Below are 21,349 nucleotides of genomic sequence, written 5' to 3'. Positions count from 1 at the left end.
CTTTGCGCTTTCATCTTGGCCCAAATATCCCCGCCGGAGGCTCCGCCGCCCGCCAAAGCCCGCAGCATTTGCAAGCCCGCGCAGACCGCGCTATCACCTGCCAAACAAGGGGGCGCGCGATGGCCGGCATAGAACTGATCAATGCAAGCGTCAGCCTCTCAGGCCGGCTGATCCTCTGCGATATCTCACTTTGCCTCACCGAAGCCCGCATCGGCATCCTTGGCCGCAACGGCTCGGGCAAGACCACGCTGCTGCGGCTGATCGCAGGGCTGATCCCGCCCAGCACCGGCTCGGTTCAGATCGAGGGCACACCCGCCACAGACCGCCGCAGCCTGCTGCCGCAACTCGGTATCCTGTTTCAAAACCCCGATCACCAGATCCTGTTTCCCACCGTGACCGAGGAACTCAGCTTTGGTCTGCGCCAAATCGGCAAAACCGCAGCCGAGGCCGAAGCCGCCGTCGCAGCCCTGCTGGCAAGCGAAGGCCGCAGCCACTGGGCGCGCGCCAATACCCATAGCCTCAGCCAGGGCCAAAAGCATTACCTCTGCCTTCTGGCGGTGCTTTTGATGGCACCGCGCAGCATTTTGCTGGATGAACCCTTTGCAGGGCTTGATTTGCCAACCCAAGCCCGCTTGGCGCGCCGTCTTGCCGCCCTGCCGCAGCGCCTGATCACCATCAGCCACGACCCCGCCGCCGTGGCCGCCTGTGATCGGCTGATCTGGATCGAGGCCGGCCGCATCCATGCCGATGGGACGCCTGCGCAGATCCTGCCCGCCTTCACCCAAGCCATGACCTTGATCGGAGAGCGCGATGCTGACACTGACCTCGCCGATTGAAACTTGGGCGCACCACTGCCGCGCGGGTCGCAAACTGGCAGCGCTGTGCGGCTTTACCCTGATCTTATTTGCACTCAGCTCACCGCTTTGGCTTGGCCTTTGCGCGCTGCTGACTGCCGGCGTGATCGCATCGGCAGGCATGCGCTTTGGCCTTGAAAGCGCGCGGATGCTGCGGCCTTTGCTGCCCTTTGTCGCGCTGGTCGCGCTTTGGCATCTGATCACGCAAGATGCTTTGGGTGTGACGATTATTTTGCGCATGATCACGGCTGTCGCTGCTGCCAATTTCGTCACCATGACCACGCGGCTCAGCGATATGATTGCGGTGATCCAGCGGCTTGCAAAACCGCTACGCCCGCTGATCGCCCCCAAAGCGCTGGCGCTGGCCATCGCGCTGACGCTGCGCTTTATCCCCACCATGCTGGCGCGCAGCCAAACCATCCGCGAAAGCTGGCAGGCGCGCGCGGCCCGCCCGCCGCGCTGGCGGATCTTATTGCCCACCACGCTTGCCGCCCTAGACGATGCCGAGCAGGTCGCCGAGGCCTTGCGCGCGCGCGGCGGAACAGAGTAGATGGGCGCGCAACAGGAGAGCCCGCCCTTGGAAAAGAATCTGACCCATATCGCCCTTTTTGCCGCGCTGATCGCCGTGCTGGGGTTGGTGCCGAAAATTGACCTCGCCTCGGGCGTGCCGATCACGGCGCAAAGCCTTGGCATCATGCTCTGTGGCACGGTGCTGGGGGCCAAGCGCGGCGCGCTGGCGGTGCTGTTGTTTCTGGGCCTGACACTGGCCGGCCTGCCCCTGCTTTCGGGCGGACGCGGCGGTTTGGGGCTGCTGGCCTCGCCCACCGTCGGCTATCTGATCGGCTTTCCGGTCGCGGCCTATGTGACCGGCGCTGTCACCACGCATCTGAAAGCCAACATCGGCCTTGCCGCAGGCCTTGGCGCAGCCCTTGGTGGCGTCTTGGTGCTGAATGGCCTTGGCGTGATCGGCATGTCAGTGATGCTAGGCAAAACCCTGCCCGAAGCCGCCCTTCTGGCCGCCCCCTTTCTGATCGGCGATAGCATTAAGGCGGGTCTTGCGGGCCTGCTGACCCAATCCATCGCCAAAATGCGCCCCGCGGCACTGCTGTCACGCGCCTAAGCGGGCCGTTGCGCGGGGGCTAGCGCTGCACCACCAGCGCCGTGCCCAAACCGCCCGCCGCCGCAATCGCCGCAAGCCCGGTCCCTGCGCGCAGCTCGTAAAACAACCGCACCGCCAAAATCGCCCCCGAGGCGCCAATCGGATGCCCACGAGCCAAAGCGCCGCCACCGATATTGACCGGCACGCGCCCCAAGCCCGCTGCCGCGACACAGGCCATCGCCTGCACCGCATAGGCCTCCATCACCTCGGCCACAGCAAGCTGATCCGGCCGCAGCCCCAACCGCGCCAAGGCCTGCGCTATGGCCGCTACCGGCACCAGCCCCGGCTCTTCAGGATCGCCCCCCAGCGTCGCCCCGCCCAGAATCCGCAGGCCCTGCCCAGCGGCGATGCGGTCGGAAACCACCAGCACAAAGCCCGCGCCATCGGCGGCCACCGCCGCATTGGCTGGCGTGATGCTGCCAACCATCGGCTTGGCCCGCGCCGCCACCGCAGGCGTCAAGCCGCGCGCAAAGACATCGCGCTCGACCCCCGCCAAAGCCACAATCTCACCCGGACAGACCCGCGCCGTGGCATGGCTTGCCACCGCCCAAGCATCCTGTGCCGCCCGCGCAATCCCCAAGCGTTCGGCCAAAGCCGAGGCCGCCGCCGACATCTCGGGGTCGCGCTCGGGCCAAGGCGTAAAGGGCGCTTGGGTGTAGCGCCGCGCAGGTCCGCCATCGGGATCGGTGGCAAAACGCTCTGGCGCGCGCGAATAGCTTTCCACCCCGCCCGCTATCACCACCTCGGCCAAACCCGCCTGCACCATCGCATGCGCCAGCAAAATCGCATCCAAGCCGCCCACGCATTGCCGGTCAATCGACAACCCCGCCACCCGCTCGGGCAGCCCCGCCGCAAGCGCAAGCCGCCGCGCCGGATTGCCCCCCGCCCCAAGCGCATTGGCGCAGATCAGCTCATCCACCGCCTCCGGCGCAATCTCCGCCTGATCAAGCAAAGCCCGCACAACCGGCGCGCCCAGATCCTCGATCCGCAGCCGCGCAAAGGCCCCACCACGCGGCACCACCGCCAAACGCTTTGCCGCCAAAATCACGCTCACAGCCCGACCTCCAAGGCCAGACGCTGCAAATCGGTCTTGCCCGAGGCCAAAACCGGCCAATCCTCGCGCCAAATCACCGCGCGCGGCGCCTTCAACGCGCCAAAGCGCGCACGACAAGCCGCCAAGATCGCCGCCTCCTGCCCCGGATCCCCCTGCAACACCGCCAGCAAAACCGACCCGCGCAGCGCATCCGGCCTTGGCAAAACCGCCGCCCGCTCCACGCCTGCAAGCCCCAAAAGAAACCCCTCAATCTCCTCGGGAAACACATTCTGATCCGCAACCGTCACCATCCGCCCCTTGCGTCCTGACAGATAAAGATAGCCGTCGCGCAAAAACCCCATCTCGCCCACCGAGAGCCAGCCCTCTCGCCACACCGCCCCGCCCGGATCAGCGCCAGCATAGCCCTGAAACAGATAGGGGCTGCGCAGCCAAATCTCGCCCGCACGCAGCTCGATCTCAACCCCGGGATAGGCGCGCCCCACCGAGGCTTCAGGCGCATCGGGCCCTGCAAGCGTGATGAAACTCGCCTCGGCCGCGCCATAAAACTCGCAGACCTCCGCCCCCGCCAAAGCTTGGCGCAAACCAAGATCCAGCTTTGATCCACCAACCAAGATCCGCCCCGCAGGCCGCCAGCCCGCCTCCAGCAGCAACCGCAGCTGCGCAGGTGTGGCATAGATCAGATCCGCCGCCAAAATCGCCGCCTGCCGGTCAGGCCGCATGCCGCCCAAAAGCTGCAAGCTCGCCCCCAGATGGATCGCCTCCAACGCACCATAAAGCGCCAGCGACTGTACCAGTTCCCCCAGCACCGCCACCCGCCGCCCCGGCCCAATCTGAAACATCTGCGCATTCACCGCAAAGCTCGCGGTCCAACTGGCCATGCTGCGCAAAATCCGCCGCGGCGCCCCCGATGAGCCCGAAGTCAGCGTCTCAAACACCGCCTCGCCCTCGGGCTGCGGCCCCGCCCCGCCAATCCGAAACGCCCCACCGCGCGCCAAAACACCGCGCAAACCCGCATCGTCGCCCCAAACCTGCGCCTCAGGATGCCAAGCAAAGGCTTTCATCTTGGCCCAAATATCCCCGCCGGAGGCCCCACCGCCTCAGCCCGCGACCAAGCCACGCATCCGGCGCAGCGCCAGCAAATAGCCCTCCGTGCCAAAGCCCGCAATCACCCCCTCGGCCCGCGCCGAGACATAGGAATGATGCCGAAACGCCTCGCGCTTGTGGATGTTCGAGATATGAACCTCCAACACCGGCCCGTCAAAGGCGTTCAGCGCATCCAAGATCGCCACCGATGTATGCGAATAGGCGCCCGGATTGATGATAATCCCCGCCGCCTCAGTGCGGGCGCGGTGGATCATCTCGACCAAGCCGCCCTCGTGATTTGACTGCATCGCCTCAAGCGGCATGCCAAACTCTGCGGCCAGTGCTGCAACCTTCGCCTCGACATCGGCCAGGGTCTCGGACCCATAGATCTCGGGCTGGCGCAGCCCCAGCAGGTTCAAATTCGGGCCGTTGATCAGAAAAATAGGCTTCACGGTGCGTCATCCTTGGCGATTTTTCCCTTGATAGCGCATCGCGACCGTGCTGCCACACAAAAAACGCGCCCTCCTGATCGGGAAGGGCGCGCAGGGGTCTCTGGGCGCAAGCGCCCCTGTCAGGGAGACCGACAGCTCAGGCGACTTTGCTTAAAGCCAAATCAGGAACAATGCCCAGCGCGCGCACCACATCGCGGGTCAGTTCGGGCCGGTTCAGGGTGTAGAAATGCAGATCCTGCACGCCTTCCTCGATCAGCCTTGTGCAAAGCGTGGTGCATTGGGTCAGCGACAGCAAAGCCTCGCGCCCGTCGCGCGCGGCGGCTGCAAAGCCTTCGTCCAAGCGCTGGGGCACCTGCGCGCCGCAGCGGGCGGCAAAGTTTTTCGTGCCCTGCCAGCTTTGAATAGGCAAAATCCCCGGGATGATCGGCGCCGTGATGCCTGCCGCCGCGCAATCATCGCGAAAGCGCAAAAACGTATCGGCCTCAAAGAAAAACTGCGTGATCGCCGAGGTTGCGCCTGCGTCGATCTTGCGCTTGAGCCAGGTCACATCGGCCCGCGCATCGGCAGCGTCAGGGTGACGTTCGGGATAGGCCCCGACGCGCAGCTTGAACTTGCCGGTTTTCGCCAAGGCCGCCACCAGATCCACCGAAGAGCCAAAGCCATCGGGATGCGGCATAAAGCGCGCAGCCCCTTTTGGCGCATCGCCGCGCAGCGCCACGATCTCGGTGACACCTGCGGCGGCATAGGCTTCGGCAATCTCCAGCGTCTCGCTGCGGCTGGCGTCCACGCAGGTCAGATGCGCTGCCACCTTCAGCCCGTAATTGCGCTTGATGGTGGCCACCGCCTCATGGGTCAGCTTGCGGGTGGTGCCGCCCGCGCCATAGGTGACCGAAACAAACTCGGGCGCCATCGGTGCCAGCACCTGCACGGTTTCCCAAAGCTTGAACGAAGCCTCAAGGCTTTGCGGCGGGAAAAACTCGAAAGAAATGCGCGGTGCGGTCATGGGACGTCTCCTTTTACTTGCCTCTTTATGCCGCAAGGCGATAAATGAATCCAATTCATAGTTTTCAACAACAATATGAGAACCCCGCATGTATATCGAGTTACGCCACCTGCGCACCATCCGCGCCATTCAGCAGGCCGGCGGATTGGCGCGTGCTGCCGATATGCTGAACATGACGCAATCGGCGCTGAGCCACCAAGTCGCGGGGCTCGAGGCGCAGGTGGGGATGGAATTGTTCGTGCGCCGGTCAAAGCCGATGACGCTTTCGGCGGCAGGCATTCGGATGCTGCGCACCGCCGAGCGGATTTTGCCCGAAATCACCGCGCTGGAAGATGAATTTCGCGCGCTGCAATCGGGCAAGACCGGGCGTCTGCACATCGCCATTCAGTGCCACGCCTGCTTTGACTGGCTGTTTCCGGTGCTGGAACTTTTCCGTCATGCCTGGCCTGAAGTCGATGTCGATATCCGCGCGGGGCTAGCCTTTGACAGCTTTCCCGCCTTGCTGCGCGAAGAGGTGGATCTGGTGATTTCCTCGAACCCCGAACCGCTGGGGGGCATTACGGCCAATGCGCTGTTTGATTATCATCCGGTGTTTGTCGGCGCGGCGCAAAACCCGCTGGCCGCCAAGGCGATGATCGAGGCCGAGGATTTTCGCGATCAAACCCTGATCACCTATCCGGTGGCGCGCGACAAATTGGATGTCTTTACCGAGCTGCTGACCCCGGCCCGGGTCGAGCCGCTGGCCCAGCGCCCGGTCGAATTGACCGCCGTAATCCTGATGCTGGTCGGATCGAACCGCGGCGTGGCGGTGCTGCCCGATTGGGTGCTGCGCGAGGTGAAATCCAATGCCGATTACATCACCCGCCCGCTGGGGCCGCATCAGGTGACCAAGCGGCTTTACGGTGTGACCCGCGATGAAGACGCCGCCCGCCCGTTTATCGCGCATTTTCTGCGCCTTGCGCGGGTCGAGGCGGTGAAGTTGCAGCGCAATTTGGCATAGCGGCCTTGTCATTCATGCATGGCTTAGGCGCGGGGTGGCAATTGCAATCATAAGCAGGCTTATAGTATACCGCGCTTATGAAAACCGACGCCCCCTCGCTTGGCCCTTTGCTGCATGATGCCGCCCGCCTCATCCGCCGCCGCTTTGAACAGCATACGGCAGATCTGGGGCTAAGCTCGGCGCAATGGCGCTTGCTGATCCATGTTTTGCGCGAAGAACGTGTGACCCAAGCGCGCTTGGCCGAACGGCTTGAAATTGAACCGATTTCCGTCTCGCGCCTGCTGGACCGTATGGAGCAAGCCGGCTGGATCGCACGCGAAGCAGACCCGCAAGACCGCCGCGTGCGCCAAGTGGTGGCGACCCAAGCCGCGCTTGATATCAAAGCCTCGCTCTATCGCAGTGCCGACGAGGTCTACGGCGAGGCTATGGCAGGCCTTGATCCCGGCTTGCGCCAAACCCTGATCGACACCCTTATCACCCTGAACAACAATCTGTCAGACGCGATTGCCGCTGGCAGCAAGGACCCATCATGACCGCCACCAGCACCAATGCCGCCGCAGCCCCAGCCGACAAAGCTGCGCCAAAATCGAAACGCCGTGTGCTGATGATTGCCGGGCCCTTGGTGCTTTTGGTCGCCGCTGGCAGCTATTGGCGGATGGGGGGGCGCTATGAGACCACCGAGAACGCCTATCTGCACCAAGCCCGCATTGGCGTGGCAACCTCGGTCAGCGGGCGAGTTGACAAGGTGCTGATCGCTGACAACCAGATCGTCAAGACAGGCGATGTGCTGTTTGAACTGGATCAAACCCCGTTCCAGATCGCCTTGGCCCAAGCCGATGCCGCCGTTGCCGCCGCCCGCATTGGGGTCGAACAGCTAAAGCTGAACCTCCGCACCGCCCAGAAGACCCTGGCCTTGGCCGAGGATACCGCCGCCTATAAAACCCGCGCCCGCGCAAGGGTTGAAAGCCTTGGCGATAAGGGCGTGTCGTCAGATGCGGCCTTGGATGACGCGCGTCACGAAGAAAGCGTGGCACTGGATCAACGCGATTTGGCCAAACAATCACTGGCGATGGCGCTGGCGGCTTTGGGGGGTGCAGCAGACATCGCCGCGGAGGATCACCCAAGCGTCAAGGCAGCCTTGGCCGCGCGCGATCAGGCCGCCTATAACCTTGGCAATGCCAGCCTGCGCGCGCCTGCCGATGGCGTGATCTATCAAGCCGCCTCTTTTAAGGCGGGCGAGATGGTGGCCGCAGGGCAAAGCCTGTTCACCTTGGTGCAAACCGATGATGTCTGGGTAGAGGCAAATTTCAAAGAAACCCAGCTGGAATTTGTCCAAGCAGGCCAGCCCGCCGAGATCAGCATTGATCTGCAAGGCGGCCAAAAGCTGGCCGCTGTGGTCGAGGCGATTGGCGCAGGCACGGGGTCGGAATTCTCGCTTTTGCCGGCACAAAACGCCACAGGCAATTGGGTCAAGGTCACCCAGCGCGTGCCGGTGCGTCTGCGCCTGACCAATCCGGCCGAAGCTGCGGGGCTTGCCTCGGGTCTTTCGGCCAGCGTCTCGGTTGATACCGGCCAAAGCCGCAGCCTGTCAGACCTGCTGCCCGGCTTTTTGAAGTAAAGCCATGACATCCGATCCAACCCAAGTGCCCCATAAAGGCCTGATCACGGTCTCGATCATGCTGGCCACGATCATGCAGGTGCTGGACACCACCATCGCCAATGTGGCGCTGCCAACGATGACGGGCGATTTGGGGGCCAGCCAAGACACCATCACTTGGGTGCTGACGTCTTATATCGTCGCCTCGGCGATTATGACGCCTGTGACGGGCTGGGTGTCAGACCGCATCGGCAAGCGCGAGTTCTTTATGATCTCGATCACCGGATTTGTTATTTTTTCGATGGCCTGCGGTGTGGCGTGGAACCTGAATTCCATGGTGCTGTTTCGTCTGATGCAGGGGGTCTTTGGCGCGGCGATTGTTCCGCTGTCGCAGACCTTTCTGCTGGATATCAACCCGCGCGAAAAGGCAGGCTCGGCGATGGCGCTTTGGGGGGCTGGCATCATGGTGGGGCCGATCATTGGCCCTACCTTGGGCGGCTATCTGACCGAAAGCTTTAACTGGCGCTGGGTGTTTTTCATCAACTTGCCGGTGGGGATTATCGCTTTGCTGGGCTGTGCGGCCTATCTGCCGAAATCTGTCACCCGCATGCGCCGCTTTGATTTCTTTGGCTTTGCCATGCTGTCGATTGGCATTGGCGCGCTGCAACTGATGCTGGACCGTGGCGCCGAGGTTGATTGGTTTTCAGCCACCGAGACTTGGATCTATCTGTTTTTGTGCCTGACCGGCATGTGGGTCTTTGTGATCCATATCTTGGGCGCCGAGAAACCGTTTCTGGAACCGCGGATGTTTCTGGACCAGAACTTTGCCACGGGTTTGGTGTTTATCTTTGTGATCGGCATCATCCTTTTGGCCAGCCTTGCGCTGTTGCCGCCGATGCTGGCGCGGATCTATGGCTATCCGACGATCACCACGGGGCTGGTGATGGCACCGCGCGGGGTAGGCACCATGGTGTCGATGATCGTGGTGGGCAAATTGGTGCGCACGGTGGATGCGCGGCTTTTGGTGACGCTGGGGCTGATCCTGACGGCGGCGTCTTTGTATTTCATGACCGGATTCACGCCGCAAATGGACAGATCACTGATCATCTGGACAGGGGTGTTGCAGGGGCTGGGGTTGGGGCTGGTGTTTGTGCCCTTGTCGACGATTGCCTTTGCCACCATCGACCCGATCTTTCGCGCCGATGCCACCAGCCTGTTCAGCCTTGTGCGCAATATCGGCTCGTCTATCGGGATTTCGATCGTGACCTTGATGCTGACACGCAATTTGCAGATCAACCATTCGGTGCTGGGGGCCGAGATTTCGCCCTTTAACCCCAACTTTACCAATGCCCTGCCCGGGGCGGCGCGCAGCCTTGTGACCATGTCGCAGGTCGAAGGCTTGGTAACGGTGCAGGCGCTGATGATCAGCTATATCAATGATTTCAAGCTGATGATGATCGTTACCCTTTGCGCAATGCCGCTGGCTTTGCTGCTGAAAAGGCCCGATCTTAGCCCAAAACCCGCCGTGGCCGCCCCCGTGGCGCATGACTAAAGCGCCCAGACGGCAGGCGATGCTTTTGCCTGCCACCCCCCCTTCACATACCGCGCTTGCGCGTGTATGCCCCAATGCTTGAACCGACCGGAGATTTCCCATGCAGGGCAGCGCAAACCTTAATATCATGATCAAGGCCGCACGCCGCGCGGGCAAAGCCCTTGTGAAAGACTTCCGCGAAGTCGAAAACCTTCAGGTTTCGACCAAAGGCCCCGGCGACTTTGTCACCAAGGCCGACCGCGAAGCCGAACGGCTGATCAAAGAAGACCTGATGGGCGCGCGCCCCACCTATGGCTGGCTGGGCGAAGAAACCGGCGAGACCGAAGGCGTCGACCCAACCCGCCGCTGGATCGTCGACCCGCTGGACGGCACCACCAACTTTTTGCACGGCATGCCGCATTGGGCGGTCTCGATCGCGCTGGAGCATAAGGGCGAGATCGTCTCGGCCGTGGTGTTCGATGCCGCCAAGGACGAGATGTTTTGGGCGGAAAAAGGCTCGGGCGCATGGATGAACGACCGCCGCTTGCGGGTTTCGGGGCGGCGTCAGATGCACGAGGCAGTGTTTGCAACCGGCGTGCCTTTTGGTGCCAAAAAGACCCTGCCCGCCACTTTGGGCGATCTGGCACGGCTGATGCCAACCTGTGCTGGCGTGCGCCGCTGGGGTGCGGCCTCGCTGGATTTGGCCTATGTGGCTGCGGGCCGATTTGACGGCTATTGGGAGCGCGAGCTGAACGCTTGGGACATCGCGGCGGGCATCTTGCTGGTGAAAGAAGCCGGCGGCATGGTGGCCCCTGTTCGCGAAGGCTATGACATCTTGGAAAAAGGCGCGCTGATCTGCGCCAATGATCCGCTGTTCGAGCCGCTGAAAAAGATCATCCGCGACGTTTGATCGCCACCTTGCCTGCAAGACCCAAAGCGCCCCAGATTGCGGGGCGCTTTTTTATGGCGCTATTTGCGCGGCACGCGGGGGATATGGCTGGGGGCCAGTCGATATTTCGCCTGCGGGTGCGGCGGTTGCCCGTGGGTTTGCCGCCAAAACTGCACCCCACCGCGGCGCATAAGCGCGGGAAAGGTCAGCACCGCCCCTGCCACAAAGCCGCCCACATGCGCCAGATACGCCACCCCGTCTTGGGTAGCACCCAGACCGTTCATCAGCTGCAAGCCAAACCAGATCCCCAGCACGATCCAAGCCTGTATCGCAAAGATCCGAAAAAACACGATGAAAATTAGCAAGACATCGACCTTGGCGCGCGGAAACAGCAGCAGATAGCCGCCCAAAACCCCCGCAATCGCCCCCGAGGCCCCCACCATCGGCCCGTTCGAGGTGGGATCGCCCGCAATCTGCAAAGCCGCCGCCGCCAATCCACACAAGATATAGAAGCCCAGATAACGCAGATGCCCAAAGGCATCCTCCATATTATCGCCAAAAATCCACAAAAACAGCATATTGCCCAGCAAATGCATCCAGCCGCCATGCAAGAACATATGGGTGATCAGCGTCAGGCCACCCCGGCCCGACAGGATTTGCTCGGGCACCAGCCCCCAAGTGTAGAAAAACTGATCCAAACCTGGGGCCGAAAACTGGCCCCAATAGCCAAGAAACACCAGCATATTGATCGCAATCAAAGCATAGGTGACAAAAGGTGTGCGCCCCGAAGGGTTATGGTCGCGAATTGGAAACATGCCGCCATCCTGCCCATGCCGCAGCTTTCGTCAAGCAAGAAGGGGGGCAGATCGCCCCCCCTGCCCGCTTAGGTGTCAGAGACTTCGGCCAAAAGCTGCGCGTTGCCGCCCGAAGCCGTGGTGTCGATGCAGACATGGCGCTCTAGCAGCACATAGCCCTTGTCCGGCATGCCGCCAATCAGCGGCAGGATCGCGCCTTGCCGTGCCGCCAAGGCTTGCGCGCGCTTGCGCCCCGCCACGACATCGCCCCACCAAAGCGCGCCCGAAAAGCCTTGCAAGCGTGTCAGCGCATCGGGGGCAAGTCCTGCGGCTTCAATCGCATAGCCGCCCAGCGCGCGCACCGCTTCGGCCTGCGCACGGGCCGCATGCGGGGTTGGCCCAAGGCACAACAGCGGCGAACGCGGCATCAGGGTCAGGCGGTTGCTTTCCCCGGTGGGGCCGGGCAGCAATTGCTCCAGCACGGCGGCCTTGCTGTGCGGCTGGGCCAGCTTTGCGGCAATGCCCGCCTCGTCAAGCGCGGTATCCTCGCCCGCCACCACATCAAGGCTGTGCTGGGCAAAGCGGTGCAGATACTCTGGCCCACCCGCCTTGGGGCCGGTGCCCGAAAGCCCCTCGCCACCAAAGGGTTGGCTGCCCACCACCGCGCCGATTTGGTTGCGGTTGACATAAGCATTGCCGACTTGCAGCGCCTCGACCACGCTTTGCACGCGGTCGTCGATCCTTGTGTGCAGACCAAAGGTCAGCCCGTAGCGGGTGGCGTTGACCTCGGCGATCACCCGATCAACCTCGCCCGCCTTAAAGGTGGCGATATGCAGCACGGGGCCGAAAATCTCGCGCGGCATATCGGCGATGCTGCCCACCCGAATGACGGTAGGCGCGATGAAATGCCCGCCCGCAGGCGCGACCATTTCGCGCAAAACCCGCCCCTCGGCGCGCGCGGCGGCGATATACTCGGCAATGCCGGCTTGGGCTTGCGCGTCAATCACCGGCCCCACATCGCTGGCCAGATCCCAAGGATCGCCCAGCGCCAATTCATCCATCGCGCCAAACAGCATGTGCTGCACCACGGCGGCAACGTCTTCTTGCACATAAAGGCAGCGCAGCGCAGAACAGCGCTGGCCCGCCGACTGAAAGCTCGAGGCCAGAATATCGCGCACGGCTTGTTCGGGCAGCGCGGTGCTGTCAACCAGCATGGCGTTCAAGCCCCCCGTTTCGGCAATCAGCGGCGCGGTTGGGGCCAAATGTTCTGCCATATGCGCCCGAATGCGCAGCGCGGTCTGGGTCGATCCGGTAAAGGCGACGCCAGCCAACCGCGCATCGCCCGTCACCGCAGCGCCCACGCTTGCATCGCCGGGCAAGAGTTGCAGCGCCTGCACCGGCACGCCGGCCTGATACAGCAGCCGCACCGCCAAGGCCGCAATCAGCGGCGTCTGCGGTGCGGGCTTGGCCAGCACAGCATTGCCAGCCGCCAAAGCCGCCGCAATTTGCCCCGAAAAGATCGCCAAAGGAAAGTTCCAAGGGCTGATGCAGGTAAACACCCCGCGCGGCGGATGGGTCAGCCCCTGCGCCTGATCGGCGTAGTAGCGCAGGAAATCCACCGCCTCGCGCAGTTCCGAGACCGCATCGGCCAAGGTTTTGCCCGCCTCGCGCGCCAAAATCGCAAAGATCTGGCCAAAGTTTTCCTCGTAAAGATCAGCCGCGCGGCGCAGCACAGCGCCACGGGCGGCGGCATCGGCCGTCCAGACGCCCGCCGTGGCCAGCGCCACTTCGACATCGGCAGGCGAGGCGTGCTGCACATGGCCGACCACAGCGCCGGTGGCGGGGTTGAACACCTCGACCCGCTCGGTCGAGGCAAGCGGGCCCGCCAACATCGGGCCTGCCTCGAACAAAACCGTCTCAAAGGGCATGCGGGCGGCGGCGATGGCTTCTAGATCGCCTGCGTCGGTCAGATCCCAGCCGCGCGAATTTGCGCGCGCTCCAAAAAGCTGCGCCCCTGTCGGGATAGCTGGGCTGGGCACCCGGTCCATCGCCTGCATCGCGTTCAGCGGGCAGGCTGCCACCTGCGCGGGGGCGACGTCTTCATCTACGATCTGATTGACAAAGGACGAATTCGCGCCGTTTTCCAACAACCGCCGCACCAGATAGGCCAGCAGATCACGGTGCGCGCCCACGGGCGCATAGATGCGGCAGCGGGTGGATTGGGCGGTCAGCACGATGTCGTGCAGCCTTTCCCCCATGCCGTGCAAGCGCTGGAATTCAAAGGCAGTTTTATCGGTTGCCATGTTCAGAATGGCGGCAACAGTATGGGCGTTATGGGTGGCAAATTGCGGGTAAATCCGGTCGGTCATGCCCAGCAGTTTGCGCGCGTTGGCGATATAGCTGACATCGGTGGCCTGCTTGCGGGTAAAGACCGGAAACGAGGTCAGCCCCAAGACCTGCGCGCGCTTGACCTCGGCGTCCCAATAGGCGCCCTTGACCAGCCGCACCATGATGCGCCGATCCAGCCGCTGTGACAGCGCGTAAAGCCAGTCGATCACCGCCCCCGCGCGCCGCCCGTAGGCCTGCACCACAACGCCAAAGCCTTCCCAGCCCTTCAAGGCCGGATCGCTGAGCACCGCTTCGATCACCTCTAGCGACAGCGCCAGACGGTCGGCCTCTTCGGCGTCGATGTTAAAACCCAGACCTGCGGCCTTGGCCAAACCTGCCAGCGCGCGCACACGCGGCACCAGTTCTTCCATCACACGGGCGCGCTTGGCGACTTCGTAGCGCGGATGCAGCGCCGAAAGCTTGACCGAAATGCCGGGATTGGTGCGAATGTCGCCGCTGGTTGCGGCCTTGGCAATCGCAGTGATCGCGGCGGAATAGCTCAGGTGATAGCGGCGCGCATCGGCTTCGGTGCGCGCGGCCTCGCCCAGCATGTCATAGGAATAGGTATAGCCCTTGGACTCGAGCTCGGTGGCGCGTTTCATTGCCTTTTCAATGGTTTCGCCCAAGACAAAGTTGCGCCCCATCTCTTTCATCGCGCGGGTGACGGCACTGCGGATCACCGGCTCGCCCAGCCGTTTGACCGCCGCTTTCAGATGACCCACCACCGAAGTGCTGCCCTCGTCCAGCACCTTGCCGGTCAGCATCAAGGCCCAGGTCGAGGCATTCACAAGGCTGGATGTCGATTGCCCCAAATGCTTGCCCCAATCGCTGGGTGCGATCTTGTCTTCAATCAGCGCGTCCATGGTTTCGGCGTCAGGCACCCGCAGCAGGGCTTCGGCCAAACACATCAAAGAGATGCCCTCGTCGGTCGAAAGACCGTATTCGGCCAAAAACACCTCCATCAAACCGGGCTTGGAGGAGGCGCGGATCTGGCGCACGAGTTCTGCCCCCGCTTCGGTGATCTGGGCGCGGCGCGGCCCATCCAGCCCCGCCTCTGCGATAAGATCAGCCACCAAACCCGCCTCATCGCGCAGGCTTTGCCGCTCGATCACATTCCACGCAGTTTCGACTGTCGACATCGCAGATCTCCTTACCGATTTTGCCCTATGTATCGCAAGTTTGACAGGCTGTATTCCCGAAGATATAAGCCTGTTCAGCCGTATCTCCTGCGAAAATGGGCTTTTGCATGCCGTATGATCTTGACCGCTTTGACCATGCCATCTTGCGCGAACTCTCGGCCGATGGCCGGATCAGCGCCACCGAACTGGGCCGCCGAATCGGGCTGTCAAAATCACCCACCCAAGCGCGGATGAAACGGCTTGAAGACGAAGGCGTGATCACCGGCTATCGTGCCACGCTGAACGCGGCCAAGATCGGTCTGGCGCATGTGGCCTTTGTCGAGGTGCGCCTGTCCGACACCCGCGAGGCCGCACTGCAAGAGTTCAACCGCGCTGTGGTTTTGGTGCCCGAAGTCGAGCAATGCCATATGATCGCCTCGCGGTTTGATTACCTGCTGAAGGTTCGCACGGTGGATATGCAAGACTATCGCCGCGTGCTGGCCGAGGCGATTTCAGCGCTGCCACATGTCACCGCGACCTCGACCTATGTGGCGATGGAGGCGGTAAAGGACGGCGCCTAGACCTGGCAAATCCGGCCAATTTTGCCGTCGCCTGACGCAATGGCGCGGTCATCCAAAGCCGACTCCAGCCAGCCGACAAGCGCCTGCACCCGTAGCGCCGCGCCCTGCCCCAGATCGGTCAGCGAGTAGACCACATGCGGCGGCACCACCGGATGCGCGACCCGCAGCACCATGCCATCGCCTTCCAGCTGTTGCAGCGTCTGCGCCAACATCCGCTCCGATACGCCCCCAACCCGCCGTTTCAGCGCTGAAAACCGATGCTCGCCCTTCAGCAGCACAATCAGCACCAAAACACCCCAAGTGCTGGTCAAATGCCGCAGTACCTGCCGCGAGGGGCATTCTGGCGACAAAACATCCGAGGGCCGGTTTCCGTCCATGCACATCTCCTGTGCGGCTGTGGTTTATACTTACAAAAATGTAGGTACTTCCTTTTCGGAAGTAAAGCCGTATCTCTGATCCAGCAACACAGGAGAGACCCATGACCATCGCCCTTACCGGAGCCAGCGGCCAGCTTGGCCAACTTGCCCTTACCGCAATCAAAGCCCGCGACCCTGCGGCCAGTGTGATCGCCCTTGCCCGCGATCCTGCCAAAATCAGCGACACCGAGGCACGGGCCTTTGACTATACCAAGCCCGAAACCCTTGCCGCCGGCCTGCAAGGCGTCAGCACAGTTGTGTTGATTTCCTCGAATGATTTTAACGACCGCGCCGGACAACATCGCGCGGTGATTGATGCCGCCCGCGCCGCAGGAGTCAGCCGGATTATCTATACTTCGATCCTGAAGGGCGCGGCCTCGCCAATGCTTTTGGCCGCCGATCACATCGCCACCGAGGCCTATCTTCAGACCTCGGGGTTGGTGACGACGCTTTTGCGCAATGGCTGGTATACGGAAAATTACACCGGCACTCTGGCGATGTCCGTGCAGCATGGGGCTATCATTGGCGCCAGCGGCGAGGGCCGTATCTCTATGGCCGCCCGCGCCGATTACGCCGAAGCCATCGCCGTGACCGCGCTGGACGCAGCCCATAGCGGCAAGACCTACGAGTTGGCAGGCGACACAGCCCATAGCATGGCCGATTTCGCCGCCGAGGTCAGCAAGGCTGCGGGCAAAGCGGTGGGCTTTGTCGATATGCCACAGGCCGATTTTGCCGCCGCCCTGAAAGGCTTTGGCCTGCCCGAAGGCTTTGCCATGGTGCTGGCCGATGTCGATGCGCATGTGCAAAACGGCGCTTTGGAAGACCACTCGCACAGCTTGTCGCGCCTGATTGGCCGCCCCACCACGCCAATTGGCCAAACGATCACAGCCGCGCTTTAAGCCCTGCCCGCCTCTGGACCTTTTGGACCAGAGGCGGGCTAGACCTTGCCGCCGGCGCGTGCCAAGCTTGGTCAAAATCGCAAGGGCCAAACCACCATGTCGCACAGTCTGATTGCCGCCTATTACGCCGCCTTTAACGCCGAAGACCCTGCTGGAATGCTGGCCTGTGTCAGCGACGATATTGAACACCGCGTCAATGAAGGTGCTGTCCGCCACGGCCGCGCAGCTTTTGCCGAATTTTGCGCCCATATGGGGGTTTCTTACCGCGAACGGCTTGAAGATATTGAGATTTTCGTCAATTCGCGCGGCGACCGTGCTGCGGCAGAATTCGTTGTGCATGGCGCATATCTGCAAACCGACCCCGGCCTGCCCGCAGCGCATGGCCAGCGCTATATTCTGCCCGCGGGGGCGTTTTTTGACATTCGCGACGGCAAAATCACCCGCATCACCACCTTTTACAACCTTGCCGACTGGATCGCTCAGGTCTCGGCATGATCAGCCTGCGCGCCCTGACCGGAGCCGATCTAGAAGCCGCGCTTGACGATGTTGCGCGTCTGCGCATCACGGTGTTTCGCGACTGGCCCTATCTGTACGACGGCACGCTAGATTACGAGCGCGCCTATCTTGAAAGCTATCGCAACAATCCCGGCGCTTTGTTGGTGGGGGCCTTTGACGGCGATCGGCTGGTGGGGGCCTCGACCTCGACGATGATGGAAGATCACGCGGCGGAATTTGCAGCCCCCTTTGCCGGGCGCGACATCGCGCTGACAGATATGCTTTACGGCGCAGAATCGCTGATCCTGCCCGCCTATCGCGGCCAAGGTTTGGGCGGCCAGTTCATTCAATACCGCGAGGCCCATGCCCGCGCGCATGGCCGCAGCTATGTCGCCTTTTGCTCGGTGCTGCGGCCTGACAACCACCCGCTAAAGCCGGCGGACGCGCGGTCGAACGATGGCTTTTGGCGCCGCAATGGCTATGCGCCGCTGGCAGACGCCTTGGCCGAGTTTAGCTGGAAAGACGTCGGCGACAGCGCCGAAAGCGTGAAACAGCTGCAATTCTGGATACGTCACCTGTAAGGACTGCTATGAAAATCGCCGCCGCCGCCTATCCGCTGACCGAATTCGCCAGCTTTGCCGAATATGACGCCAAGCTGACCGCTTGGGTGGACGAGGCCGCCGGCCAAGGCGCGCAGCTTTTGGTGTTTCCCGAATATGGCGCGATGGAGCTGGCCTCTTTGGGCGGGCGCGCGGTTTCGATGGATATCGAGGCGGCCTTGCACGAGGTTGCCCGCCACCAGCCTGCGGTTGATGCGCTTTACTCAAAGCTTGCGGCGAAGCACGGCGTTTATATCCTTGGCGCCTCTGGCCCCGCCTTTGACGGCAAGCGCCCCTCGAACCGCGCGGTGTTTTATGGGCCTGCGGGGGTTTTGGGGCATCAAGACAAGCAGATCATGACACGGTTTGAACGTGAAACTTGGGATGTGGTGCCGGACGGGCCGCTGACGCTGTTTGACACGCCCTTGGGCAAAATCGGCGTGGTGATCTGCTATGATAGCGAATTCCCGCTGCTAGCCCGCGCGCTGGTCGAGGCGGGGGCCGAGATTTTGCTGGCGCCGTCTTGCACCGACAGTGCCGCAGGCTTTACCCGCGTGCGGCTGGGATCAATGGCGCGGGCGATGGAAAACCAATGCATCACCGTGCACAGCCCCACTGTGGGCGATTGTGCCTTTTGCCCTGCGGTTGACCAAAACCACGGTCGCGCCGCAATCTATGCGCCGCCCGATCGCGGCTTTCCGGCCAGCGGCATTTTGGCCGAAACCGACTATGACGCGCCCGGCTGGGCCTACGGCGAGGTTGATCTGACAGCGATTGCAGATCTGCGCCGCGATGGCGGTGTGCTGAACCATCTGCATTGGGCCGAGCAAGCCCCGCGCATAGCCCAGCCGCTGCGACGCGTCACAACCCAGTGAAATCGCCCTGCATTTTCCGCTTGAAAATCTGACAGAACAGGCGCATATCGCCGCGATGCCTGCGGTTTCCGCGGGCTAAATCCTATTGGAGAGACCATGGCCAAGGAAGATATCCTCGAATTCCCCGGTGTCGTGAAGGAACTCCTGCCCAACGCGACTTTCAAGGTTGAACTCGACAACGGCCATGAATTGATCGCAGTGATGGCAGGCAAGATGCGCAAAAACCGCATCCGCGTTCTGGCAGGCGACAAGGTGCAGGTGGAAATGACCCCCTACGACCTGTCAAAGGGCCGCATCAACTACCGCTTTAAATAAGCGTGCGCGACAAGCGAAATCTGGGGTCCGCGCTGCGGGCCCACCAGCGTGGAGACGCCTGATGCGGTTCATCCTCGGATCAGGCAGCCCACGGCGGCGCGAATTGCTGGCCCAGCTTGGCATTGTTCCCGACGCGATCCTGCCCCCCGACATCAACGAAGACCCGCTCAAGGCCGAGCTGCCGCGCCCCTATTGCGCGCGACTTGCCCGCGAAAAGGCGCTTGCGGTGCAGGCAGAGCCTGATGACATCGTGCTTTGCGCCGATACCACCGTGGCCCTTGGGCGCCGGATCCTTGGCAAGCCCGCCAATGCAGGCGAGGCCGCGCGGTTTCTGACCGATCTGGGCGGGCGCAGGCATCAGGTGATCACCGCCGTGGCTGTGCGGCGTGGCGACCGGATCTGGACGCGCGAAAGCGTCTCGGCGGTCAAGATGAAGCGTCTGTCGGATGCCGAGCTGAACGCCTATCTTGCCAGCAACGAATGGGACGGCAAGGCCGGAGGCTATGCCATCCAAGGCATTGCTTCGGCTTTCATCCCGTGGATTTCCGGCAGTTTTACCGGCATCGTTGGCCTGCCTTTGGCCGAAACAACCGCCCTGCTCACCGCAGCAGGCTATCCGGTCTGGACCCAAAAATGACCCGCCTTGTTCTGCTTGACACCCTGCAAGACCGCCCCGCCGCAGCCCTGATCGTGGACGGGCGGCTGGAAGATCTGGCGATTGACCCGATCACCGATGCGCCGATCCCGGGGGCGATCTATCGCGCCGTGGCTGACCGGCCGATGAAGGGCCAAGGCGGGTTGTTTGTGAAACTGCCGCAAGGCTCGGGCTTTTTGCGCCAAACCGCAGGCATTGCCCCGGCGCAGCGCCTGCTGGTGCAGATCACCGGCCCTGCCGAGGCGGGCAAGGCCTATCCGGTGACGCTGCGGCTGCTGTTCAAATCGCGCTATGCCATCGTCACCCCCAATGCGCCGGGGCTGAATGTCTCGCGCCGCATTCGCGACGAAGAGCTGCGTGCCGAACTTGAGGCGCTGGCCGCCGCCGCCATGCAGGGCGCGGATGAAACCCTGGGGTTGATCCTGCGCTCGGCTGCCGCCGAAGCCGAGCCTGACGAGGTAAGCCAAGACATCACCGCCATGCGCGAGCTGGCCGAGGCCGTGCTGGCCGATCTGACCGGCCCGCCCGAATTGCTGGTCGAAGGCGCCGGCGCGCATGAAACCGCTTGGCGCGACTGGGCAGACCCTGCGCCCGATGATGTCTACGAGGGCGGCTTTGCCGACCACGGTGTGCTTGAGATGATCGACGATCTGCTGGCCCCGCGTGTGACGCTGGGGGAAGGCCATATGATGATCGAACCCACCCGCGCGCTGATCGCGGTGGATGTGAACACCGGCAATGACACCTCGCCCGCGGCAGCGCTCAAGGTCAATATCGCCGCCGCCCGCGAATTGCCGCGTCAGCTGCGCCTGCGCGGCTTGGGCGGCCAGATCGTGGTCGATTACGCGCCGATGCCCAAGAAAGACCGCGCGATCCTTGATCAAGTCATCCGCGCCGCCTTCAAGGCCGAAACCGAGGTCAATATCGCCGGCTGGACCACGCTTGGCCTGCACGAGATGACCCGCAAGCGCGACCGCCTGCCGCTGCGCGAGTTGCTGGCATGAGCTGCCCAATCTGCGGCCGCGCAGCAGATGCAAAATACAAACCCTTCTGCTCGCGCCGCTGTTCGGACATTGATCTGGGCAAATGGCTCACCGGCGCCTACGCCATCCCGGCGGAGGCTATCGACGACGAAAACCCGGTCGAGGATGATCACGCCGCAGGGTCAGGCAAGTTCCCAAACTAAATCAGAGCCTTACGCGGCACCACCTGATGCATGCCACGCCGCCAAAAGCCTGTCGATCCTTGATAAAACCACCCCCCAAGAAGGGCCCCAGCCTCGCCAGCACAGCTTGACCTAAGCGCAGCATCTGCCGCCAGAGGCCCTGCACCACAGGCTTCGCAGCCCTTGCCAAAGCCCCAGACGCAAGCCCCAGCGCGCAGGAACCGCCCCCTCGATCCCCTGCCCCAGCAATGACCTGAAAAAGCGCAGAAATTCTGTCAAAACCCTCTGGACAGCCCCGCCCACCTCGCGTATCAGGCCCTCACAGAGCGAAACACCTTCGCATAAGTGCCCGGATAGCTCAGTCGGTAGAGCAGCGGATTGAAAATCCGCGTGTCGGCGGTTCAAATCCGTCTCCGGGCACCATTTA

The 21,349-nt window shown here is 62.7% G+C and carries 24 protein-coding genes and 1 tRNA gene; 18 read left to right on the top strand and 7 right to left on the bottom strand.

Going from position 1 to position 21,349, the window contains the following annotated elements:
* The first annotated feature begins 119 nt into the window (after window positions 1-119).
* The 3 genes from V7Q10_RS12395 to V7Q10_RS12385 are packed head-to-tail and all read left to right on the top strand — an operon-like array spanning window position 120 to window position 1,974.
* Complete coding sequence (locus V7Q10_RS12395; RefSeq protein WP_333869422.1) at window positions 120-836, top strand: energy-coupling factor ABC transporter ATP-binding protein; 717 nt, start codon at window positions 120-122, stop codon at window positions 834-836.
* Entirely contained in the window at window positions 811-1,404 is a 594-nt protein-coding gene (locus tag V7Q10_RS12390) for an energy-coupling factor transporter transmembrane component T family protein (RefSeq protein WP_333869421.1), read from the top strand. The genes V7Q10_RS12395 and V7Q10_RS12390 overlap by 26 nt, the downstream gene beginning before the upstream one ends.
* A gap of 27 nt (window positions 1,405-1,431) precedes the next feature.
* Entirely contained in the window at window positions 1,432-1,974 is a 543-nt protein-coding gene (locus V7Q10_RS12385) for a biotin transporter BioY (RefSeq protein ID WP_333869420.1), read from the top strand.
* A gap of 19 nt (window positions 1,975-1,993) precedes the next feature.
* Here the strand turns inward: V7Q10_RS12385 and V7Q10_RS12380 are convergent, their stop codons facing one another.
* From V7Q10_RS12380 to metF, 4 genes are all read right to left on the bottom strand, one after another.
* Window positions 1,994-3,067: a thiolase family protein gene (locus tag V7Q10_RS12380; RefSeq protein WP_333869419.1), complete on the bottom strand. Its 1,074-nt coding sequence runs from the start codon at window positions 3,065-3,067 to the stop codon at window positions 1,994-1,996.
* On the bottom strand, window positions 3,064-4,128 hold the full coding sequence (locus V7Q10_RS12375) for an AMP-binding protein (RefSeq protein ID WP_333869418.1): 1,065 nt from the start codon (window positions 4,126-4,128) through the stop codon (window positions 3,064-3,066). Before V7Q10_RS12375 ends, V7Q10_RS12380 begins: the two co-directional genes overlap by 4 nt.
* A gap of 36 nt (window positions 4,129-4,164) precedes the next feature.
* Window positions 4,165-4,602, bottom strand: coding sequence for a type II 3-dehydroquinate dehydratase (aroQ, locus tag V7Q10_RS12370; protein ID WP_333869417.1), 438 nt, complete (start codon window positions 4,600-4,602; stop codon window positions 4,165-4,167).
* A gap of 136 nt (window positions 4,603-4,738) precedes the next feature.
* Window positions 4,739-5,605, bottom strand: a complete 867-nt coding sequence (gene metF / locus V7Q10_RS12365) for a methylenetetrahydrofolate reductase [NAD(P)H] (RefSeq protein WP_333869416.1) — start codon at window positions 5,603-5,605, stop codon at window positions 4,739-4,741.
* An 88-nt stretch (window positions 5,606-5,693) separates the two neighbouring features.
* On the opposite strand from metF, the gene V7Q10_RS12360 reads away from it, so the two are divergent.
* From V7Q10_RS12360 to V7Q10_RS12340, 5 genes are all read left to right on the top strand, one after another.
* Window positions 5,694-6,605: a LysR family transcriptional regulator gene (locus tag V7Q10_RS12360; protein WP_333869415.1), complete on the top strand. Its 912-nt coding sequence runs from the start codon at window positions 5,694-5,696 to the stop codon at window positions 6,603-6,605.
* A gap of 77 nt (window positions 6,606-6,682) precedes the next feature.
* On the top strand, window positions 6,683-7,138 hold the full coding sequence (locus V7Q10_RS12355) for a MarR family winged helix-turn-helix transcriptional regulator (RefSeq protein ID WP_333869413.1): 456 nt from the start codon (window positions 6,683-6,685) through the stop codon (window positions 7,136-7,138).
* Window positions 7,135-8,223, top strand: coding sequence for an HlyD family secretion protein (locus V7Q10_RS12350; protein WP_333869412.1), 1,089 nt, complete (start codon window positions 7,135-7,137; stop codon window positions 8,221-8,223). The genes V7Q10_RS12355 and V7Q10_RS12350 overlap by 4 nt, the downstream gene beginning before the upstream one ends.
* A 4-nt stretch (window positions 8,224-8,227) precedes the next feature.
* On the top strand, window positions 8,228-9,754 hold the full coding sequence (locus V7Q10_RS12345) for a DHA2 family efflux MFS transporter permease subunit (RefSeq protein ID WP_333869411.1): 1,527 nt from the start codon (window positions 8,228-8,230) through the stop codon (window positions 9,752-9,754).
* Between the two features lie 100 nt (window positions 9,755-9,854).
* Window positions 9,855-10,643: an inositol monophosphatase family protein gene (locus V7Q10_RS12340; RefSeq protein WP_333869410.1), complete on the top strand. Its 789-nt coding sequence runs from the start codon at window positions 9,855-9,857 to the stop codon at window positions 10,641-10,643.
* Between the two features lie 59 nt (window positions 10,644-10,702).
* Here V7Q10_RS12340 and V7Q10_RS12335 read toward each other — a convergent pair whose 3' ends face one another.
* Together V7Q10_RS12335 and putA are read right to left on the bottom strand one after the other, a co-directional pair.
* On the bottom strand, window positions 10,703-11,437 hold the full coding sequence (locus V7Q10_RS12335; protein ID WP_333869409.1) for a rhomboid family intramembrane serine protease: 735 nt from the start codon (window positions 11,435-11,437) through the stop codon (window positions 10,703-10,705).
* Window positions 11,438-11,505: 68 nt separating this feature from the next.
* Entirely contained in the window at window positions 11,506-14,943 is a 3,438-nt protein-coding gene (gene putA, locus V7Q10_RS12330; protein ID WP_333869408.1) for a bifunctional proline dehydrogenase/L-glutamate gamma-semialdehyde dehydrogenase PutA, read from the bottom strand.
* Window positions 14,944-15,050: 107 nt separating this feature from the next.
* On the opposite strand from putA, the gene V7Q10_RS12325 reads away from it, so the two are divergent.
* Complete coding sequence (locus V7Q10_RS12325) at window positions 15,051-15,503, top strand: Lrp/AsnC family transcriptional regulator (RefSeq protein ID WP_333869407.1); 453 nt, start codon at window positions 15,051-15,053, stop codon at window positions 15,501-15,503.
* Here the strand turns inward: V7Q10_RS12325 and V7Q10_RS12320 are convergent.
* Complete coding sequence (locus tag V7Q10_RS12320; RefSeq protein ID WP_333869406.1) at window positions 15,500-15,880, bottom strand: winged helix-turn-helix transcriptional regulator; 381 nt, start codon at window positions 15,878-15,880, stop codon at window positions 15,500-15,502. The genes V7Q10_RS12325 and V7Q10_RS12320 overlap by 4 nt on opposite strands.
* Before the next feature lie 101 nt (window positions 15,881-15,981).
* On the opposite strand from V7Q10_RS12320, the gene V7Q10_RS12315 reads away from it, so the two are divergent.
* From V7Q10_RS12315 to V7Q10_RS12275, 9 genes are all read left to right on the top strand, one after another.
* On the top strand, window positions 15,982-16,818 hold the full coding sequence (locus V7Q10_RS12315) for an SDR family oxidoreductase (RefSeq protein ID WP_333869405.1): 837 nt from the start codon (window positions 15,982-15,984) through the stop codon (window positions 16,816-16,818).
* A 96-nt stretch (window positions 16,819-16,914) separates the two neighbouring features.
* Entirely contained in the window at window positions 16,915-17,313 is a 399-nt protein-coding gene (locus tag V7Q10_RS12310) for a ketosteroid isomerase-related protein (protein WP_333869404.1), read from the top strand.
* Complete coding sequence (locus V7Q10_RS12305; RefSeq protein WP_333869403.1) at window positions 17,310-17,894, top strand: GNAT family N-acetyltransferase; 585 nt, start codon at window positions 17,310-17,312, stop codon at window positions 17,892-17,894. Before V7Q10_RS12310 ends, V7Q10_RS12305 begins: the two co-directional genes overlap by 4 nt.
* An 8-nt stretch (window positions 17,895-17,902) precedes the next feature.
* A complete protein-coding gene (locus V7Q10_RS12300; RefSeq protein ID WP_333869402.1) occupies window positions 17,903-18,787 on the top strand; it encodes a carbon-nitrogen hydrolase family protein in 885 nt (294 codons plus the stop codon).
* A gap of 96 nt (window positions 18,788-18,883) precedes the next feature.
* Window positions 18,884-19,102: a translation initiation factor IF-1 gene (infA, locus tag V7Q10_RS12295; RefSeq protein WP_054005112.1), complete on the top strand. Its 219-nt coding sequence runs from the start codon at window positions 18,884-18,886 to the stop codon at window positions 19,100-19,102.
* A gap of 61 nt (window positions 19,103-19,163) precedes the next feature.
* The gene (locus V7Q10_RS12290; RefSeq protein WP_333869401.1) at window positions 19,164-19,739 is read left to right on the top strand and encodes a Maf family protein; all 576 of its coding nucleotides are present in this window, start codon (window positions 19,164-19,166) and stop codon (window positions 19,737-19,739) included.
* Window positions 19,736-20,761: a ribonuclease E/G gene (locus V7Q10_RS12285; RefSeq protein WP_333869400.1), complete on the top strand. Its 1,026-nt coding sequence runs from the start codon at window positions 19,736-19,738 to the stop codon at window positions 20,759-20,761. The genes V7Q10_RS12290 and V7Q10_RS12285 overlap by 4 nt, the downstream gene beginning before the upstream one ends.
* The gene (locus V7Q10_RS12280) at window positions 20,758-20,943 is read left to right on the top strand and encodes a DNA gyrase inhibitor YacG (RefSeq protein ID WP_333869399.1); all 186 of its coding nucleotides are present in this window, start codon (window positions 20,758-20,760) and stop codon (window positions 20,941-20,943) included. Before V7Q10_RS12285 ends, V7Q10_RS12280 begins: the two co-directional genes overlap by 4 nt.
* Before the next feature lie 326 nt (window positions 20,944-21,269).
* Window positions 21,270-21,345, top strand: a tRNA-Phe gene (locus tag V7Q10_RS12275).
* Window positions 21,346-21,349 lie beyond the last annotated feature (4 nt).

This window comes from Cypionkella sp., from assembly GCF_036782355.1.
Taxonomy (GTDB): domain Bacteria; phylum Pseudomonadota; class Alphaproteobacteria; order Rhodobacterales; family Rhodobacteraceae; genus Cypionkella.
The sequence above is the reverse complement of the archived record's forward strand: the minus strand, read 5'-3'. Positions and strand labels throughout refer to the sequence as shown.

Coding starts and splice junctions, on each gene's coding strand:
- V7Q10_RS12395 (WP_333869422.1), top strand. CDS start 120: ATGGCCGGCATAGAACTGATCAATGCAAGCGTCAGCCTCTCAGGCCGG.
- V7Q10_RS12390 (WP_333869421.1), top strand. CDS start 811: ATGCTGACACTGACCTCGCCGATTGAAACTTGGGCGCACCACTGCCGC.
- V7Q10_RS12375 (WP_333869418.1), bottom strand. CDS start 4,128: ATGAAAGCCTTTGCTTGGCATCCTGAGGCGCAGGTTTGGGGCGACGAT.
- metF (WP_333869416.1), bottom strand. CDS start 5,605: ATGACCGCACCGCGCATTTCTTTCGAGTTTTTCCCGCCGCAAAGCCTT.
- V7Q10_RS12360 (WP_333869415.1), top strand. CDS start 5,694: ATGTATATCGAGTTACGCCACCTGCGCACCATCCGCGCCATTCAGCAG.
- V7Q10_RS12355 (WP_333869413.1), top strand. CDS start 6,683: ATGAAAACCGACGCCCCCTCGCTTGGCCCTTTGCTGCATGATGCCGCC.
- V7Q10_RS12350 (WP_333869412.1), top strand. CDS start 7,135: ATGACCGCCACCAGCACCAATGCCGCCGCAGCCCCAGCCGACAAAGCT.
- V7Q10_RS12345 (WP_333869411.1), top strand. CDS start 8,228: ATGACATCCGATCCAACCCAAGTGCCCCATAAAGGCCTGATCACGGTC.
- V7Q10_RS12340 (WP_333869410.1), top strand. CDS start 9,855: ATGCAGGGCAGCGCAAACCTTAATATCATGATCAAGGCCGCACGCCGC.
- V7Q10_RS12335 (WP_333869409.1), bottom strand. CDS start 11,437: ATGTTTCCAATTCGCGACCATAACCCTTCGGGGCGCACACCTTTTGTC.
- putA (WP_333869408.1), bottom strand. CDS start 14,943: ATGTCGACAGTCGAAACTGCGTGGAATGTGATCGAGCGGCAAAGCCTG.
- V7Q10_RS12325 (WP_333869407.1), top strand. CDS start 15,051: ATGCCGTATGATCTTGACCGCTTTGACCATGCCATCTTGCGCGAACTC.
- V7Q10_RS12320 (WP_333869406.1), bottom strand. CDS start 15,880: ATGGACGGAAACCGGCCCTCGGATGTTTTGTCGCCAGAATGCCCCTCG.
- V7Q10_RS12315 (WP_333869405.1), top strand. CDS start 15,982: ATGACCATCGCCCTTACCGGAGCCAGCGGCCAGCTTGGCCAACTTGCC.
- V7Q10_RS12310 (WP_333869404.1), top strand. CDS start 16,915: ATGTCGCACAGTCTGATTGCCGCCTATTACGCCGCCTTTAACGCCGAA.
- V7Q10_RS12305 (WP_333869403.1), top strand. CDS start 17,310: ATGATCAGCCTGCGCGCCCTGACCGGAGCCGATCTAGAAGCCGCGCTT.
- V7Q10_RS12300 (WP_333869402.1), top strand. CDS start 17,903: ATGAAAATCGCCGCCGCCGCCTATCCGCTGACCGAATTCGCCAGCTTT.
- infA (WP_054005112.1), top strand. CDS start 18,884: ATGGCCAAGGAAGATATCCTCGAATTCCCCGGTGTCGTGAAGGAACTC.
- V7Q10_RS12290 (WP_333869401.1), top strand. CDS start 19,164: ATGCGGTTCATCCTCGGATCAGGCAGCCCACGGCGGCGCGAATTGCTG.
- V7Q10_RS12285 (WP_333869400.1), top strand. CDS start 19,736: ATGACCCGCCTTGTTCTGCTTGACACCCTGCAAGACCGCCCCGCCGCA.
- V7Q10_RS12280 (WP_333869399.1), top strand. CDS start 20,758: ATGAGCTGCCCAATCTGCGGCCGCGCAGCAGATGCAAAATACAAACCC.